We start from the raw sequence: 16,165 nt of genomic DNA on the forward strand, positions 1-16,165 counted from the left end.
TATCAGGAAATTAAACTTTATTGAGGGAGGAAGAAAACTTCTATTGTTAATAGATTTCTTCCTCTTTTCAAGGTCGTTAATCGTAAATGCTGAATATGTTATCAAGTAGTTAGAAGGAGGATTAGGAAATGCAAACACATTCAACCATAGTATGTATTGGAGAGTTACTTATCGATTTCTTCTGTACGGATACCGGAAATGATCTAATAAAAGGGATGAAATTTGAAAAACAGCCAGGTGGTGCTCCGGCAAATGTCTGTGCATCGATAGTAAAATTAGGTGGACATGCAATGATTTGTGGGAAAGTTGGCAATGATCCATTTGGCCATTTCTTGAAAAATACGTTAGAAGAGCTGAAGGTTGATACTTCAATGCTAGTATTTGATGATACGAATCCAACGACACTTGCCTTCGTGGCCTTACAAGAGAATGGGGAGCGGGATTTTGTATTTAATCGTGGTGCAGATGCGTTTTTAACAGAAGAAGATTTAGTTAAGGGAAAAATAGATAGTGCTCGCATTTTGCACTTCGGTTCAGCTACAGCTTTACTGAATGGTCCAATTCAAACAATTTATTTAAACACAATGAAAGAGGCAAAATTCGCAGATCAATTTATTTCCTTTGATCCTAATTTTCGGACGGATTTGTGGAAAGGGAATGAGCAGGAGTTTGTCGCTTTGGCGAAAAGAGCCATTACTTTTTCTGATTTCGTAAAAGTCAGTGAGGAAGAACTACAACTCATTACAGGAATCAAGGACACCGCAGAAGGGGTTCAGGCTTTTCATCGCGATGGAGCTAAGTTTGTTGCAGTAACGTTAGGAAGTAGAGGAACGTTCATTTCAAATGGAATGACACAAGAGACGATTCCAAGTATAAAGGTGAAAGCAATAGACACGACAGGAGCCGGAGATGCATTTGTTGGAGCAATGCTTTATCAGTTAGCAAAGGAAAAGGTACCAAAACGTGTTTTAGAGAATGTTGAACAAATTAGAGAAATAACGTTATTTAGTAATAAGGTTGCAGCTCTTACATGTACAAATGTAGGGTCAATTGCAGCGATTCCAACATTGGATGATGTAAAATTTCAAAAGAAATAAACTATGCAGATGAATCTTCTTCTGCAGACCAAACGATACTTAAACATTTGATGACAAAACAACGATCATCCTTTTCCGCAATGAAAGCATAGTGGTGACTTAGCATATAAAAATTACTTCGAGGAACATGAACAACTAGACTTTCCGGATGTGTCTATTCGATCGTATATCCTTAGTTATCACTTCTAGTTTTAAATTAAACAAATTTGAAGAACATCGTGGATGGAATAATGAAAATATTCCATGGGAATTTACTATATTAGCTAGTAAATGACATTTTTATATGGACTCAAACCGAAAACGTATGTTTTACAGCAGTATCTTCGTGTTGAAATATATTATTAGAGAAGGTACATCCTTCTCTTTTTTATTTTTGGAAACTACATAGCATTATAGTTTATGGACAAAATACACGATAGAACACTTATGGAGGGATAAACTTTGAAGCAGGGAAAACAGATTAGACTAACATCGGCAGAAATTTCACAGCTTTGGTCTCAATATATGAGTGATAGTGCAAGTGTCTGTATGCTAACTTACTTTTTGGAAAAGGTTGAGGATGCTGAAATAAAGCCTGTCATTGCGTATTCATTAAAATTGTCTCAGTCACATGTTCAAAAGATAACTAAAATTCTTACGGAAGAAAAAAATAAAGTCCCACATGGTTTTAAGATAGAGGAGGATGTGGATGTAACCGCTCCTAGATTGTATTCTGACACATATGTATTAAATTATATTAATCAGATGGCTAGGATTGGTCTAACTACTTATGCAGCAAGTTTATCCTCAACTGTACGAGCAGATATAACAGACTACTACATCGAATGTATCTCAGAGACAATGCGGTTATTTAAAATGTCGAAGGATTTATTATTGTCAAAAGGACTATACATAAGATCTCCTTACCTGCAAAACTTGGAGGAAATTTCTTTTGTGAAAAAGCAAGGATTTTTATGGGATATATTTAATGACAAAAGACCTTTAGTAGCCGCAGAAATAACCAATTTGTTTGCTAATCTCCAAAGAAATGCGTTAGGAGTCGCTACGCTTACAGGATTTAGCCAGGTCGCACAGGATCAAGATGTTACATTATTCATTAGAAGGGGAATAGAAATTGGGAAAAAGCATGCGAAGTTATTTGGAGAAAAATTAGAAGAAAGTAACCTTCCTGTACCTACTACGTGGTCATCTGAAATAACCAATAGTACGGCTCATACATTTTCTGATAAAATGATGATGTTCTATACATCCTCCTTGATATCTTTAAGTATTGGTTACTATGGGACGAGTACTTCACAAAGCCCTAGAGTCGATATAGGTGTTATGTATAACCGGTTGTCATTAGAAATTCAGCTATATTCTGAGGATGGAGCTAATATTATGATAAAAAATAAATGGCTAGAGCAACCTCCAATCGCACCTGATCGAAATGATATAGCTAAAAATAAATAAAGGGTTTTATCGTTTGATAAAATGTACTTATCAATGGTATAAGTGTAAAAGAAGCAGAGTGATCTTTGCTTCTTATTTTTGGGGGATATCAGGAATTTTGCTGATGCTCCGATTGTGAAAGGATTTGGATTTGAACATGATTGATAACTTTTGGCGTGAATTACCACGGCCGTTTTTTATATTGGCACCAATGGAAGATGTAACAGATGTTGTTTTTCGACATGTCGTAAGCGCGGCAGCTAGACCTGATGTTTTTTTTACAGAGTTTACAAATACGGAGAGTTACTGTCATCCAGAGGGGCATCATAGTGTGCGTGGGCGTTTGACTTTTACTGAAGATGAACAACCGATTGTGGCGCATATATGGGGGGATAAGCCGGAATATTTTCGGCAAATGAGTATAGGAATGGCGAAGGAAGGTTTTCGCGGTGTCGATATTAACATGGGCTGTCCTGTACCTAACGTGACATCCAATGGCAAGGGATCAGGTCTTATCTGCCGTCCGGATGTTGCTGCTGAACTTATACAAGCAGCAAAGGCGGGAGGGCTTCCCGTAAGTGTGAAGACAAGGCTTGGTTATACAGATGTAGATGAATGGCACGACTGGCTTACACACATACTGAAACAAGGCATCGCTAATCTTTCTATTCATCTTCGTACGAGAAAGGAAATGAGTAAGGTGGATGCACACTGGGAATTGATTCCGGAGATTAAGAAGCTTCGTGATACGGTGGCACCCGATACTCTTTTGACGATTAACGGGGATATTCCTGATCGTCAAACAGGTATGGAGCTTGCTCGAAAATACGACGTTGATGGGATTATGATTGGGCGTGGGATATTTCACAATCCATTCGCCTTTGAAACGAATCCACAAGAGCATAGTAGTAAGGAATTGTTGGATCTTTTAAGGTTGCACCTTGACCTCTACGATCAATATTCAAAGGAATTTGAAGCGCGTCCGTTCAAATCGCTTCAGCGCTTTTTCAAAATATATGTTCGTGGGTTTAGAGGAGCGAGTCCATTAAGAAATCAATTGATGAACACACAGTCAACAGATGAAGTTCGAGCATTGCTGGATGACTTTTTGGGCGAGTAGATTGCTACTAGTATAATGTAGTTAAGATGCCATTATATATAGTAACGGTGAGAACTAGCCACTCGTACAGATAAAGCTTTAGAAGAGGCGGGGAGCAATTTACGAGAGCCTCCTCCCAAGGACAGTACGTTCTATTTCGGCTACCGTAATAAAACTATTTAAAAAAGGTCAACCAGAAATATCTGGCTGACCTTTTAATACGTAATTGGAAGGTTAGTGTAATAACTAAACAATTATAATCACACTTTGAAAAAATTCTTTAACACAGGTTTGAAGTTCTATGGCTGGCGGTGCCCTATATTGTAATCTATCTTCACCTTAGCATACATTTTCCGCGGTATGTTGGTGATTTAGCTAAAAATAGGGCAAATACAGGTCGTCAAAACATTCAGTAAATTAAGGAAGTTAACAAAAGAATTACTCTGTAGCTCTTGGATGCCCCGGGGCTTGATGAAATAACATAACAATCGTTAAGTTATTTACATTATACAATTTAGCTCGTAGTGTCAATCAATAAATTGCAAGGTATCAGGTGGCGTTATGTTAGGGTGATGTGGTGCACTCTGACAAGGTTAGGCGATTAGGGAGTGTCTGTTGCCTAGATTGTGTCACTAGATCAAGATGACTAAGTATTTCGCCGATTGTGCGATGATCTAACCGTGCTTGGAGGACTAGTAGTGGTCTGTAATGTGTGTTATGATAACGTAATAGTGTGGAAGTAGGACATGAAAATGAACTTTATAATATCGATTATGACAAAAAAAGAAGGTGTGATCTAACTGATGGGACGTAAACGCGAATTCGATGTGGACCAGGCACTGGATGCCGCACTTTGCGTGTTTTGGCGTAAAGGCTATGAGGGTGTGTCGTACACCGACCTAACTCAGGCTATTGGTGTCGAACGACCTGCTCTCTATTCGGCGTTTGGCAACAAGGAAGCGTTGTTCCGCCAAGTTCTGGCGCGCTATTACGAGCGTTACCTGGATTATTTCCCAGCAGCGCTGGAGCTGACGACATCGCGTGAAGTGGTCTCACACATTCTGTACAGCGCGGCTGAATTGCATACTCGTTACCGGGATCGCAAGGGGTGCTTAGGTGTCCACGGCGCTTTGGCTGGCTCGGACGATGCCGAACCTATTCGAAAAGCTCTTATTGATGGGCGTGCGGAAGGTGAGGAATTGCTGTGTGATCGCTTTGAACGGGCAAAGCAGGAGGGAGATCTACCGGAGACCGCTAACTGTGCTGCATTAGCTGCATTCGTGATGGCGGTGATTCATGGTATGGCTGTTCAAGCCAAGGCTGGCTTCAGTCGCGACATGCTAGAGGCCGTTGCTGAGCAAGCGCTCTCTACTTGGCCTACCGGAAGTTCCACACTTCCGGTAGAAAGTCCTCCAAAACCTTAGTGCAGAAGAATATAGTGATATAAAGGGCAAACTTGGCAGTTATGATACCAAAGTCACAGCATCATCCTCTGTGTCATGGTCCAATGAATTCGAAAGAGCATTGTAGTAAGGAATTGTTGGATCATTTAAGGTTTTATCTTGACCTCTACGATCAATATTCAAAGGAATTTGAAGCGCGTCCATTAAGAAATCAATTGATGAACACAGAGTCAACCGATGAAGTGCGAGCATTGCTTGATCGCTACAACGCAACAGTAGACAATCATTAATTGGACGTGTCTGCCATGATAGATTGGCAGACACGTCCGCAATTCCAAAAATTAAGGTAGGATGTTTCCTGCTGAACGATAGATGCTATACCATTCTTCACGAGTGAGGTGGACATCGCTTGCTTTTATACATTCTAGTAATCGGCTTTCATTCATCGTTCCGATGACAGGCTGCATGTTCGCAGGGTGGCGAAGTAGCCACGCAATCGCGATCGTCGTATTCGACACTTCATATTTTGCCGCAACCTCATCTATTCTTTTATTCAATTCGGGGAACTTTTCGTTTCCAAGAAATACGCCCTCAAAAAAGCCATACTGGAATGGGGACCAAGGCTGAATCGTAATATCCTTCAACCTACAATAATCAAGCACACTGCCATCGCGATTTACGGCAGCTTCATTCTCCATATTGACATTGATCCCACTGGAAATCATCGTTGTGTTTGTTATACTTAATTGGAGCTGATTGGCAACAATCGGTTGTTTTAAGTATTTGCTTAAAAGCTCCATCTGCATCGGATTCTGATTGGAGACTCCGAAATGTCTGACTTTTCCTGAGCTTTCGAGAATATCGAAGGCTTCTGCAACCTCTTCAGGCTCCATTAACGCGTCTGGACGATGAAGAAGAAATACATCCAAATAATCAGTTTTCAGACGCTGTAGGATTTTCTCAACGGATTGTACAATATGTTCCTTAGAAAAATCGAATGTACCGACATCTGGTCGAATACCGCATTTAGATTGGAGAATTAAATTTTCTCGGACATCATCATTCATCTGAACCGCATCAGCGAATATTTCCTCACATTCACCCGCCCCATAAAGATCAGCGTGATCAAAAAAGTTCGCACCATTTTCTAATGATGTCTGTATAAAGCGTTCTGCTGCTTTTTGGTCAAGTGAATTAATCCGCATACAACCTACTGCAACAACAGGTACTTCTAGTTCACTAGTTCCAAGCTTAATCGTTCTCATCCTTCACGTCTCCCTTTGAAAAAGAATTGGTCTGTCTTATTGAGCTAAAACTAATTTAATTATAGCAATGTTTATAGGGGATGTCCTTTTTTCTAGTTTGGGGGGCACTGAAAAAGTGCGATTTTCACTTTTTCAGTGGCCTTTAGAGCTAATCTCATTTTCTGGTAATATCATGATATTATTAAATGAAAGGAATATAGATTCTATTTGAAAGGGGAATCGCCTTGGTCATTTTAGATGCAAGTAATATTGTTAAGATTTATGGTGAACTAGATCATGAAAGTTCTACAACGGCTTTAAATGAAGTGAGTCTTTCTATTCATAAAGGAGAGTTCATAGCGATTATGGGTCCCTCAGGAAGTGGCAAATCTACTTTGCTTAATGTATTGAGTGGAATTGACAAGCCTACTTCTGGTGAGGTTTCAATTGCTGGTGAAAAAATAAGTGAGATCACAGGAGATACATTAGCATTATTTCGGCGTAAACAACTAGGTTTCGTGTTTCAAGATTTTAATCTTCTAGATAGTTTGACTGTAAAGGAAAATATCATTCTGCCAATGGTATTGGAACGAAAAACGGCAAATGAAATGGATGCAAGAATAGAATTCCTTTCCAGTCTGTTTGGGATTGAATCAATCTTGTATAAATATCCTTATAACCTATCAGGGGGACAGCAACAACGAACTGCTGTCAGTCGGGCACTAGTTAACAAACCAAGTATACTATTAGCCGATGAACCGACTGGGAATTTGGATTCTAAATCATCGGACGTGATCATGAATTGCTTTAAAAATATAGTCGATGAACTAGCCACTACGGTACTTCTTGTTACCCACGATGTTTTTGCTGCTAGCTACTGTCAGAAGGTTATTTTTTTAAAAGATGGCTCTATTCATTCCTCTATTACTAAAAAAGGAAGTAGAAAAGAGTTCTTAGGCGAAATAATGGATTGCCAAGCTGTTTTGGGAGGAAGAACGGATGTCTTTTAACCAAATCGTTTGGAAAATGGTAATGGCTGATTATAAAAAGTACATTTTCTATTACTTATGTAATAGTTTAGCGGTCATGTTGTTCTTTTTATTTTCAACGCTGTTTTTTAATGAAAACATCGTCGATGTGAAAGGGACGGAATCAATAGAATATGTTTTAGCTGTTCCAGGGATAGCGTTAATTGTATTTACGCTGTTTTTTATTAGTCATGCACATCGTATTTTTATTAAACATAGAAATAGTGAGTTTGGGTTGTTCATGACTTTAGGAATGACGAATCGGGACGTTAGTAAATTATTGATAATCGAGAATGGAATCATAGGCAGTATATCGTTAGTTACTGGTATTGTTGCGGGTTCACTATTTTCTCGTCTTTTCTTTTATTTGTTAACGAGTAGTGTCGGAATAAATTCGGCTTCCTATCATTTAAACATTGAAATGTTCCTGTATACAACAATGATCTTTTTAGTCGTATTTGCTGTGGCAGTAGGAAGAACTCTTTTTCTCATATTCAATCAACAGATCGTTCTCACATTAAAAAGTGATAGGGTTTCTGAGGCCATAAAGATAAAAAGTCCATTGCTTGGTAAACTTGGAATCGTCATCATTTTTTTGTCTGTCTTTGGGCTTTATTTCACTTATACAGGGCCAAGTGGAGGTGATTATCTAGTCATTTGGACAATGACGACATGGATGGGTTTGTATGTAAGTCTTAATCAGTTCACTAGTTACTTTATAGATTTTATCAAAAAGAATAGAGACTATTATTACAAACGTATGTTATCTTTAAGCAGTTTAGATTACAAATTTAAGCAGCTTACCTCTACGCTTATGTTGGTTACTGTGATGATAATGGTCACTATTTTGTATAGTACCATTATATTGTTCACTTACATTGAAACAGCTAAACAAGTTATGAAGGAAAATCCTTATGATATAGCGTTTTTACAAACAGACAATAAGAATAACCTAACTGAAGAAGAATTGTATTCTATTCTGAATCAAACAGAAAACCCGATTCAAAATCATGTAACGTTACCTGTCTATTCATATTTTCAACAAGAATCATATAGTGGATGGACTCATGTTTATCACCTTATGTCTGCTGACGAGTTTAATATATGGACTCCAGATCAAATCAAAATTGATCATAAGGAGTTTATCTATTATATCAATCAACAATCAGAGAATAATGAGAATGATTACGCTCTTAATTTCACCGTCCCGAACGTAGCGGGAGAAGAAGAGTATACACACAGGAAAACCCTTGTTGAAAGGAATTTTAATAACGTAGTTAATGAATTTATTCTTATCAATGATGTTGAAATGAACCTTCTAAAAAATAAATTAGATGGATTTGAATCAACTATTCATTTAATCAATGTAGCAAATTGGGAAGAGACAGGTGAGGTTGTTGGGGAACTTCAGGTACGTTTCACAGCATTCAATGAAAAAACACCTCCCATTATTGATGAAGATGTAGAGGGGATATCTGAAAAGGATCTATTTCGAATAGTGTCTAAAGTTGAAGGCTATAACCGAAATAAAACGACAAATGGAACTTTGATTTTTGTCACGACCTTTTTAAGTGTTCTATTTTTCTTTGGATCGTTTGTTTTATTATATTTAAACCTCTTCTCTAACATTGACAACGAAAGAGTTAAGTTCAAAAAACTTAATCGTATCGGTGTTACGACAATAGAATTAAAGCGCATGATCTCAAATGAACTAACACCTATATTTTTTGCTCCTACGATTATTGGGACGTTTCTTGCGTTTCTTTTTATTATTGCTATGTCAACTGATATTGGTGGAGTTGTTCAAAATCCCAATGTTCTATTCTATTTTCTCGTTGTTTCTGGCATCTATCTTGTCATCCAAATAGGGTTTTATCTGTATGCACGAAAGAAAATGTTCTTATATCTTATAAGTAGGTCTTAAATTGACTTGAAAATGTAGTGAAGAAGCCTTTAGTAAAAAGTAGAATTGAGGTGTTTTGCACGATGTTAAGTATTAAAAATTATACTCCAACCTTCTATGAGGACACGAATAAATTCATAGAAGAATATAAAGATAAGCTAGGTTCTTTAATTGGTCGAAAGATTGATGAGATTTGGACAGTGCATAATGCTTTGGATGGATTGTTTTGGGCTGATTGTCCTGTGATCATTAGTATAGAGGGGGAACGGTTAGAATTTTGTTCTTTTAGGGATAGTGAACTGGCGGTTACATGGAATGAAATTGCTTTAGAGGAGAAGTTGGATTGGTACGGTAGTTCCGAGTTAAATCTTGAATGGCGAAAAAATGCTATTGAAAAGATTCATCACATTATTGGGCAGCCAATTAAAAAAATGGAAGTTATCGAAATGAGGGTGGACTCAAATGAGAAGAGCCCATGGTTACTTGGTTTAGGTTTTGTTGTTGAGAAAGGTTTTTTAGCCATTTTTAATGCGCATGATGAAACAGGATTTTCTCATTCAAGAAATGAACAACATTTATATAAAGAGATATGAAGGAGAGATATGTATGACCCAGTATATTTATTTGGCTTCACCGTTGAGGTTACCTAAAGGTTCATTCGGTTTAAACCCTATATCTTCTGAAGCACCGAATGTATTTGGAAATGAAGTAGATTTTACACATTTATTTTTTGAGGATAACTATGATAGCAACAGTAAACGAAGATTCCCATACAGTTCACATTTTTCATATAAACATCAAGTGGCAGCATACGCTAACCACATTCCTTTAACTAGTCAATTAAAGGGTAATGCGGAAGAGGAAAAATGTTTAACTATTCTATACGACTATATGGGAGAAGCCATCCAAAAAAGTGGAGTTATACAATATTTCACCTCTTTGAATGGCGAAGAAAACTTAGCACTTTCAAATAAGAGAAACATCCATTGGTTAGACTTAAAAAAGCCTTATGACTTAGTTTTAGAAGATCGTGAATTATGGGAGGTTACCCTTTGGAATGTAAATGATGATTGAATGAATAGGAGCCATTTCTAGTCGCTCATCGGCTTTTCTGTTTTGAAATTAAAGTCATACCGTTTATAAAAAGACTGAAAAAACGCTTGAAGTGAATCAAGCGTTTGCTCGTAATAATTTTGTAGATTAATAGGGTGACTTCTCCACGTTATCATAATACATATATCTTAAATTTGGTTATTAGATAGGAATTCTTCTATTTCTATGTTCACCTCTTTAGGATTATCTAAATTTGTTGCGTGGTGTGCGTCTTTAATGATTTTTAGCTGCGAATGTTTTATTTTCTCCAGCATTGCTTTCTGCTGTCTCATAATCATAGTGTCATGATCACCTTGTAAAAGTAAAGTTGGACACTTTACTTTAACTAAATCCGAACCGCTTTCCATTCTAGTTACAGCATCCCACACACGAGTCCAGTTATTTTTTTCAATCATATTAAAGGCTTCCTCAATATAATCTTTATTACGAGGGTTAAACTTTGATAGCATCTTTGCTTGTATTCGTCCAGCAACCTTCATCGGTATTAAACGGGTGGAAAAGCGGTTAATTGGTACAAATAATTTCTCATACCAATTATAAGAATTAGTAAAAGGAGTGCCAATTAAAATTAATGCTTCCACTCTTTCTGGGTAACGAATGGCGGTTTGAAGTGAAATGTGTCCACCCATAGATAAACCGCAAAGTATAGCCTTTTCAATTTTTAGATGGTCTAATAGAGTAATTAAGTCTTTGGAAAAATCTTCAGAATTAACTTTCCCTATAGGTAAGCTAGATTGTCCATGACCTCTAACATCCCAGACGACCGTTTGATAATGATTTGAAAAGTACTTCACTTGTGGGTGCCATTGCTTATGGTTCCAAGACGCTCCGTGTGTAAAAATAATCGGTTTTCCTTCCCCTTGATTTTCATAATACAGAGTAACATTATTACTAGTTATTGTAGGCATTTATGCCCCTCCTAATGATATGGTCTAAGGATAACACTAAAGCAATCGTCTATTAATGCTTCTATTGTTCTTTCAGGGTTTCTTATCCAAAGTAACATGGCTCCTCCAACAGAAGATTGTAAGACTGTGCTAATAACGTTTACATCACATTTCTTAATTTCCCCTTGTGCAATAGCTTGCTTTAAAAGGGTTTGTGTTCCTTTATCAAGAATATCTAGCCTTTTCTTAGATATTTGTAGTAAATCTGGATCAGATGTACTTTCTAAGTAAAAGGAAGCGTGATTGGCTAAAGAAACTGGATCATCTGCTAACTTCATTGCATTTTTATATATTTTTTTTAAAGCGTTTATTGATGATTCTTCTTTCTTAAGTGCTTCATCAAAGCTTTTCTTTGTTAATTGGACGACAAAATCACTATAAGCTAAGAGGATGCCTTTTTTAGATCCAAATCTTTTTAATAGTCCCGCGGGGGAAATATTAGCTTCATTTGAAATGTCATTTATTGTTAATTTCGATATTCCTTTTTGACAAAGAGCTAGATAAACAGCATAAAAGATCGTTTCGTTTGAAAACTCACGTGGTCTTGCCATAAGTACACCACACCTTATAATTAGTAAGTGAACATTCATTTACTAATTATAAACGTTTCTTACAATGGTGTCTATCGACCAATAATATTTCTCTATTGAATAGAGTAGAACTGGTGAGGGTTTGTAAGAGGTTTTTGATTAAACTTGATTCTAAGATACAACTACTAGTGGCCGGGGCGTATTTATCTATTTACAAACTATAATTTTAAAATATACTAAGTATATATATTGATGTGTTTAATTCCTTTAAATACATCGTTTTTTTGTGTATTTATATATATACTTTGTATGTAGAGGGAGTGGAGGGATTTGATGATTAGTGTACAGAACGTGACGAAGAGTTTTTCTCAAGGACATGAACAATCCCAAGTGTTGAAAGGGGTAGATCTTGACATCAAGCAGGGGGAGTTTGTAGCTGTTATGGGGCCAAGTGGTTCAGGGAAAAGTACCCTTCTTCAGCTTCTTGGTGGGCTTGATATACCAGATGAAGGAACGATAGAAATTGGTGAAGAACGTATTGAAAAGATGAAAGAAAAGGAAAGGACGATTTTCCGTAGAAGAAATGTCGGGTTTGTTTTTCAAAATTATCAGCTCCTACAAAACCTGAATGTGGAGGAAAATATCGCATTTCCAATCCATGCAGATGGGACATTGAAACCTAGTGATCAGAAAAGAATCAATGGATTGATTAAGGCAGTTGGACTGTCAGGGCTTGAAAAAAAGAGGGTGAATCTCCTTAGTGGTGGACAGCAGCAACGAGTTGCAATGGCACGAGCTCTTGTAAACAATCCCGGTGTTTTGCTGGCGGATGAACCGACTGGGAATTTAGATCGTGCGAAAGCAGAGGAAATTTTGGCACTAATGGTGTCCTTTCATCGAAATGACAATCAAACAATTGTTATGGTTACTCATGATATTTTTGCAGCTGGATTTGCTGATCGGATCGTTCTGTTTAAAGACGGTAAGGTGGAGCGGATCATTTCAAGAAAGGATGACGATTATGCTGAATATTTGGCGAATTTCATGGCGTAATAGTACACGGAGAAAAAAGAGGTTTTTCTTTACACTTGCGGCAATGGTGATGGGAGTTTCGGTTATGACCGCCATGCTCGTCGCTGATAAGACAACTGAAGATGTGTTTACGTACTATGAGCAGATGTATGTAGCTGATGCGGATTACTGGATTCTTAGCGATGATCATACATTTTCAGAAAATACGGCTGAGGAGGTTGCTGTTCACTCAGAAGTTAGTGAAACCCTTCATGTCCTTGATAAGCAGGCCTTTTTTGAGCTTGAGGAAGAACGACCGAGAAATGAGCGTTCAGTACGTATCACAGGAGTGAGTGATTTTTCAAGTTCGCTATTAAAGCTTCCAGTTGCAGAGGGGAGCTTGGAGGATGAGGGAGTTATTTTGCCAGAACCAGTCGCCCGTTTGCTCGGAAAGGGAATTGGAGACTCTGTACATTTTGAAGGGTTAGGAGAACTTGAAGTTTCAGCAATTGTAGAATATGTACAAATTTTGGCTAGCCCATCTGACTGGGAAGGAGCACAGTCAAGTGGATTTCGTGTCATGGTTCCCCTTGATGTTTTGCAGGAATGGGCGGGTTTGCATGGGGAAATCTCTTATATGCGCTTTCAGACGGATGGGGATGGAGAGGAGCTTTTCCTCAACCTTCAGGAACAATTTCAAGGATCTTCAACATTTGTTCAGCCTGTCGTGGCCGATGATCGTCAGAGTAACGACATTAGTGGGTTGTATACATTCTTCTATTTGATTGCGGCTCTTGCGATTATTATTAGCGGGTTTATCGTTTTTAATATGATCTACACAAGTGTGATCGAAAGGCAAAAGGAATTTGCTATTATGAAAAGTCTTGGATACCTTCAGTCTTCCGTTTCCAAGCTAGTTCTTATAGAAGTGGTGCTTTTAGCCACCATTGCGGTGGTTATCGGAGTCCCGTTTGGCGTTTGGATTGGTGACCTTTTTATGATGGCCCTTCTAGGCGTGTTTGCCTTTGATATGGTATACTCATTGAATTGGATAATCCCGCAATGGTCTCAGCTACAGCAGGCTTCGTCTTTCCGATTCTCTTTTCTCTTGTTCCGATTTATTATGCTGGGAAAACGTCGATTTTGCTCACATTAAAAGGAGAAAATAGCAAGGGAATCTATTCTAATAAAAGCCCACTGCGTTTTGGAGTTGGTTTAGTGCTTCTCGTCTTTGTGTTTGTGGATCATCCGATTTCTTATATCGCTATTTTGGCCGGTGTCATTCTTTTGTTTCCATTTGTACTAACCGTGATTTCGCATCTTTTTAGGCCGGTTCTAACGTATGTATTTGGATACGGAGGTACTTTAGCTGTACAAAACCTCCAAAATCAAATCGGGCGGAATGCGAATACATCGGCCATTCTGGCAGTTGGTATTGCTGTGATTCTTCTGCTTGGTGCAGCAGTAGATTCAGCGCCTGACGGGTACGAAAGAGAAATCCGAAGTACATATGGTGGTGACGTAAGAATTTCCTCAGAATCGCCATGGAGCCCAGAGAATACCTCAGAGCTAGAAGCATACGAGGAGGTCAAGGAGGTTCATGAGCTTGTGGAAGCAACACCGATAACGTGGAAAACAGTTCATGGAGAGTACAGGCAGTTTTCTGTTTTGTCAGTCAGCTCGGGGAATGTTCCTTTATATGATCATCCAGATCAAACACTAAATAACAAGCTATTGGAACAGCCGTCTGTGCTCCTTGGTAATCGGGCTTTTGATGAGTGGGGAGGGAAAATTGGTGAGAGTATCGTAATGAATACTCCAGATGGCAAACAAGAGCTAGAAGTTATAGGGAATGTAACAACCTCTCATTATTCAGGGTACGTTGCATTCATGGAGCACGGTCATATGAACGAGGCTTTTGGATGGGAAGGAAGTTTTGATTTGCTTCTCTCGTTAGAAGAAGAGAGTTATTCGTTCCCTACAAAGGTTTGGGATGATTTCAGGCATCACCTCTCCGGTGTGGAAACAGTAGAAGACGAGATACGCTCTACTACCTCAGCCATATCTGAAATGTATAGTCTCATTTATGTTCTTATGATCATGATGGTTGGCCTAGCCAGTATTGGAACTGCAAATACGATCCTTATGAACACTGTGGAACGAACTTCTGAAATAAGCACAATGAGAGGAATTGGCTTTACGGTGTCTCAAGTGAAACGGATGATCCTTGCAGAAGGGCTACTTATCGGGATCGCGGGTGTTGTTGGAGGAGTTATTACTGGAGTTCTCCTTATTTTCACTGCTAGCCGTTCTGAATTAATGGAAGGGTTTCTCTTCTTCCAGATTCCAGTGAGTTATGTGCTCATTGCAGTCATTACCGGGTTGGTCTTCAGTCAACTTGCATCCTGGTCAGCTGCGAGCCATGCCTCAAACATTAAGCTGCAATCATCACTTAAAGAAGGGTAAGATCATGTCGGTAAAATACGGAATTTTAACGATCTTATATAATGGAATAAATCATGGTTACGACTTAAAGGTGGGGGTTGACTCACTGATCGGGCTGAAAGGGAAAATCAATCCAGGACAAATCTATACAACATTGGACAGATTGGCGCGCGATGGTATGGTTACTTCAGCCGGAACAGACGATCAGGAACGTAAACGGTATGCTATTGAGGTGAAAGGGATCGAATCACTTGAGAAATGGCTGTTGGATCCCGTCCCCTATCATTCGGTCAAAGAGGATTTCTTCTTTAAATGGAACTGTGCTAGAAAGATCCATTTCAAGGAAGAAAAGAAGATGCTTGATCAGCAAAAAGCACTCATCATTAAGGAAACGATGGAACTGTCTAGATTGAAAACGGAGCTTCTTGTCAACGGTGATGAGGATAGGTATCTATTAGTTACAGGAACACTGTTACATTTAGAGGCAGATTTGAGCTGGATCTCAAGAGTGGAAAATCGTCATCAGTAATACAATCCCGCCGTGCTGGAGAGAGCAGCAAGGGCACTGAAAAAGGTTGGTTGCAATGAGCGAAACCGTTGCCTGTTTTAAAAGGTTGATAGGAGTGGGTTTCTCGTATCAATCGAGCATCGTGTAAAGCTATTGCTTGTCGAATCAAGGGCACTGAAAAAGGTTGATTGGTACTTTTTCAGTGTCACGGAAGAGAATCGGTGGACTTTTATGTGAATTGTAGGGGGCATATACTGAATAAATCTCACTCATACATGTCGATTGTGTTTGCCTCTTATCATGTTTTCGGTTATAATTTTAAATATAAAATTAAGGAGGGATTTATGAATGTTAGTTATTTTCCGTACATTGAACAGCTAAATTAATAGTTCAGTGGCTCTGGGTA

Annotated in this window: 16 protein-coding genes; 13 read left to right on the top strand and 3 right to left on the bottom strand. The window is 38.4% G+C overall.

What is annotated here, in order from left to right; genetic code table 11:
* Positions 1 to 128: 128 nt before the first annotated feature.
* From JCM9152_RS03050 to JCM9152_RS03070, 5 genes are all read left to right on the top strand, one after another.
* On the top strand, positions 129 to 1,097 hold the full coding sequence (locus JCM9152_RS03050) for a carbohydrate kinase family protein (protein ID WP_035340780.1): 969 nt from the start codon (positions 129 to 131) through the stop codon (positions 1,095 to 1,097).
* A 441-nt stretch (positions 1,098 to 1,538) separates the two neighbouring features.
* A complete protein-coding gene (locus JCM9152_RS03055) occupies positions 1,539 to 2,549 on the top strand; it encodes a DUF3231 family protein (RefSeq protein WP_035340782.1) in 1,011 nt (336 codons plus the stop codon).
* A 136-nt stretch (positions 2,550 to 2,685) separates the two neighbouring features.
* Positions 2,686 to 3,648 carry a tRNA dihydrouridine synthase gene (locus JCM9152_RS03060; RefSeq protein ID WP_035340784.1) on the top strand — a complete coding sequence of 321 codons (963 nt, stop codon included), beginning with the start codon at positions 2,686 to 2,688 and terminating at the stop codon, positions 3,646 to 3,648.
* A 782-nt stretch (positions 3,649 to 4,430) separates the two neighbouring features.
* The gene (locus tag JCM9152_RS03065) at positions 4,431 to 5,051 is read left to right on the top strand and encodes a TetR/AcrR family transcriptional regulator (RefSeq protein WP_035340786.1); all 621 of its coding nucleotides are present in this window, start codon (positions 4,431 to 4,433) and stop codon (positions 5,049 to 5,051) included.
* Positions 5,052 to 5,083: 32 nt separating this feature from the next.
* Positions 5,084 to 5,320, top strand: a complete 237-nt coding sequence (locus JCM9152_RS03070) for a hypothetical protein (RefSeq protein ID WP_035340788.1) — start codon at positions 5,084 to 5,086, stop codon at positions 5,318 to 5,320.
* A gap of 51 nt (positions 5,321 to 5,371) precedes the next feature.
* Here JCM9152_RS03070 and JCM9152_RS03075 read toward each other — a convergent pair whose 3' ends face one another.
* Positions 5,372 to 6,295, bottom strand: coding sequence for an aldo/keto reductase (locus tag JCM9152_RS03075; protein WP_035340789.1), 924 nt, complete (start codon positions 6,293 to 6,295; stop codon positions 5,372 to 5,374).
* A 224-nt stretch (positions 6,296 to 6,519) separates the two neighbouring features.
* Between JCM9152_RS03075 and JCM9152_RS03080 the strand changes: the two genes are divergently transcribed.
* The 4 genes from JCM9152_RS03080 (at position 6,520) to JCM9152_RS03095 (ending at position 10,279) form a co-directional block, all read left to right on the top strand.
* The gene (locus JCM9152_RS03080) at positions 6,520 to 7,284 is read left to right on the top strand and encodes an ABC transporter ATP-binding protein (protein WP_035340793.1); all 765 of its coding nucleotides are present in this window, start codon (positions 6,520 to 6,522) and stop codon (positions 7,282 to 7,284) included.
* Complete coding sequence (locus JCM9152_RS03085) at positions 7,274 to 9,226, top strand: ABC transporter permease (RefSeq protein ID WP_035340796.1); 1,953 nt, start codon at positions 7,274 to 7,276, stop codon at positions 9,224 to 9,226. The genes JCM9152_RS03080 and JCM9152_RS03085 overlap by 11 nt, the downstream gene beginning before the upstream one ends.
* Positions 9,227 to 9,288: 62 nt before the next feature.
* Positions 9,289 to 9,798 carry a hypothetical protein gene (locus JCM9152_RS03090; protein WP_035340798.1) on the top strand — a complete coding sequence of 170 codons (510 nt, stop codon included), beginning with the start codon at positions 9,289 to 9,291 and terminating at the stop codon, positions 9,796 to 9,798.
* Positions 9,799 to 9,811: 13 nt separating this feature from the next.
* Positions 9,812 to 10,279, top strand: coding sequence for a hypothetical protein (locus JCM9152_RS03095; RefSeq protein WP_035340800.1), 468 nt, complete (start codon positions 9,812 to 9,814; stop codon positions 10,277 to 10,279).
* 167 nt (positions 10,280 to 10,446) lie between these two features.
* Here the strand turns inward: JCM9152_RS03095 and JCM9152_RS03100 are convergent, their stop codons facing one another.
* Both JCM9152_RS03100 and JCM9152_RS03105 read right to left on the bottom strand, forming a co-directional pair.
* On the bottom strand, positions 10,447 to 11,226 hold the full coding sequence (locus JCM9152_RS03100) for an alpha/beta fold hydrolase (protein ID WP_035340802.1): 780 nt from the start codon (positions 11,224 to 11,226) through the stop codon (positions 10,447 to 10,449).
* A gap of 11 nt (positions 11,227 to 11,237) precedes the next feature.
* A complete protein-coding gene (locus tag JCM9152_RS03105; RefSeq protein ID WP_035340804.1) occupies positions 11,238 to 11,816 on the bottom strand; it encodes a TetR/AcrR family transcriptional regulator in 579 nt (192 codons plus the stop codon).
* A gap of 312 nt (positions 11,817 to 12,128) precedes the next feature.
* Between JCM9152_RS03105 and JCM9152_RS03110 the strand changes: the two genes are divergently transcribed.
* The 4 genes from JCM9152_RS03110 to JCM9152_RS03120 are packed head-to-tail and all read left to right on the top strand — an operon-like array spanning position 12,129 to position 15,780.
* Positions 12,129 to 12,848, top strand: a complete 720-nt coding sequence (locus JCM9152_RS03110; protein ID WP_035340806.1) for an ABC transporter ATP-binding protein — start codon at positions 12,129 to 12,131, stop codon at positions 12,846 to 12,848.
* Positions 12,817 to 13,962, top strand: coding sequence for an ABC transporter permease (locus tag JCM9152_RS23895; protein ID WP_369384512.1), 1,146 nt, complete (start codon positions 12,817 to 12,819; stop codon positions 13,960 to 13,962). Before JCM9152_RS03110 ends, JCM9152_RS23895 begins: the two co-directional genes overlap by 32 nt.
* Positions 13,869 to 15,272 (top strand): ABC transporter permease, encoded by a 1,404-nt coding sequence (locus JCM9152_RS23900; protein ID WP_369384513.1) that lies wholly within the window; start codon positions 13,869 to 13,871, stop codon positions 15,270 to 15,272. Before JCM9152_RS23895 ends, JCM9152_RS23900 begins: the two co-directional genes overlap by 94 nt.
* A 4-nt stretch (positions 15,273 to 15,276) precedes the next feature.
* Complete coding sequence (locus tag JCM9152_RS03120) at positions 15,277 to 15,780, top strand: PadR family transcriptional regulator (protein ID WP_035340809.1); 504 nt, start codon at positions 15,277 to 15,279, stop codon at positions 15,778 to 15,780.
* The last annotated feature ends 385 nt before the right edge of the window (positions 15,781 to 16,165 follow it).

Origin of the sequence: Halalkalibacter hemicellulosilyticusJCM 9152, assembly GCF_000513115.1 — a bacterium.
In the GTDB taxonomy this organism is placed as follows: Bacteria; Bacillota; Bacilli; order Bacillales; family Bacillaceae_D; genus Halalkalibacter; species Halalkalibacter hemicellulosilyticus.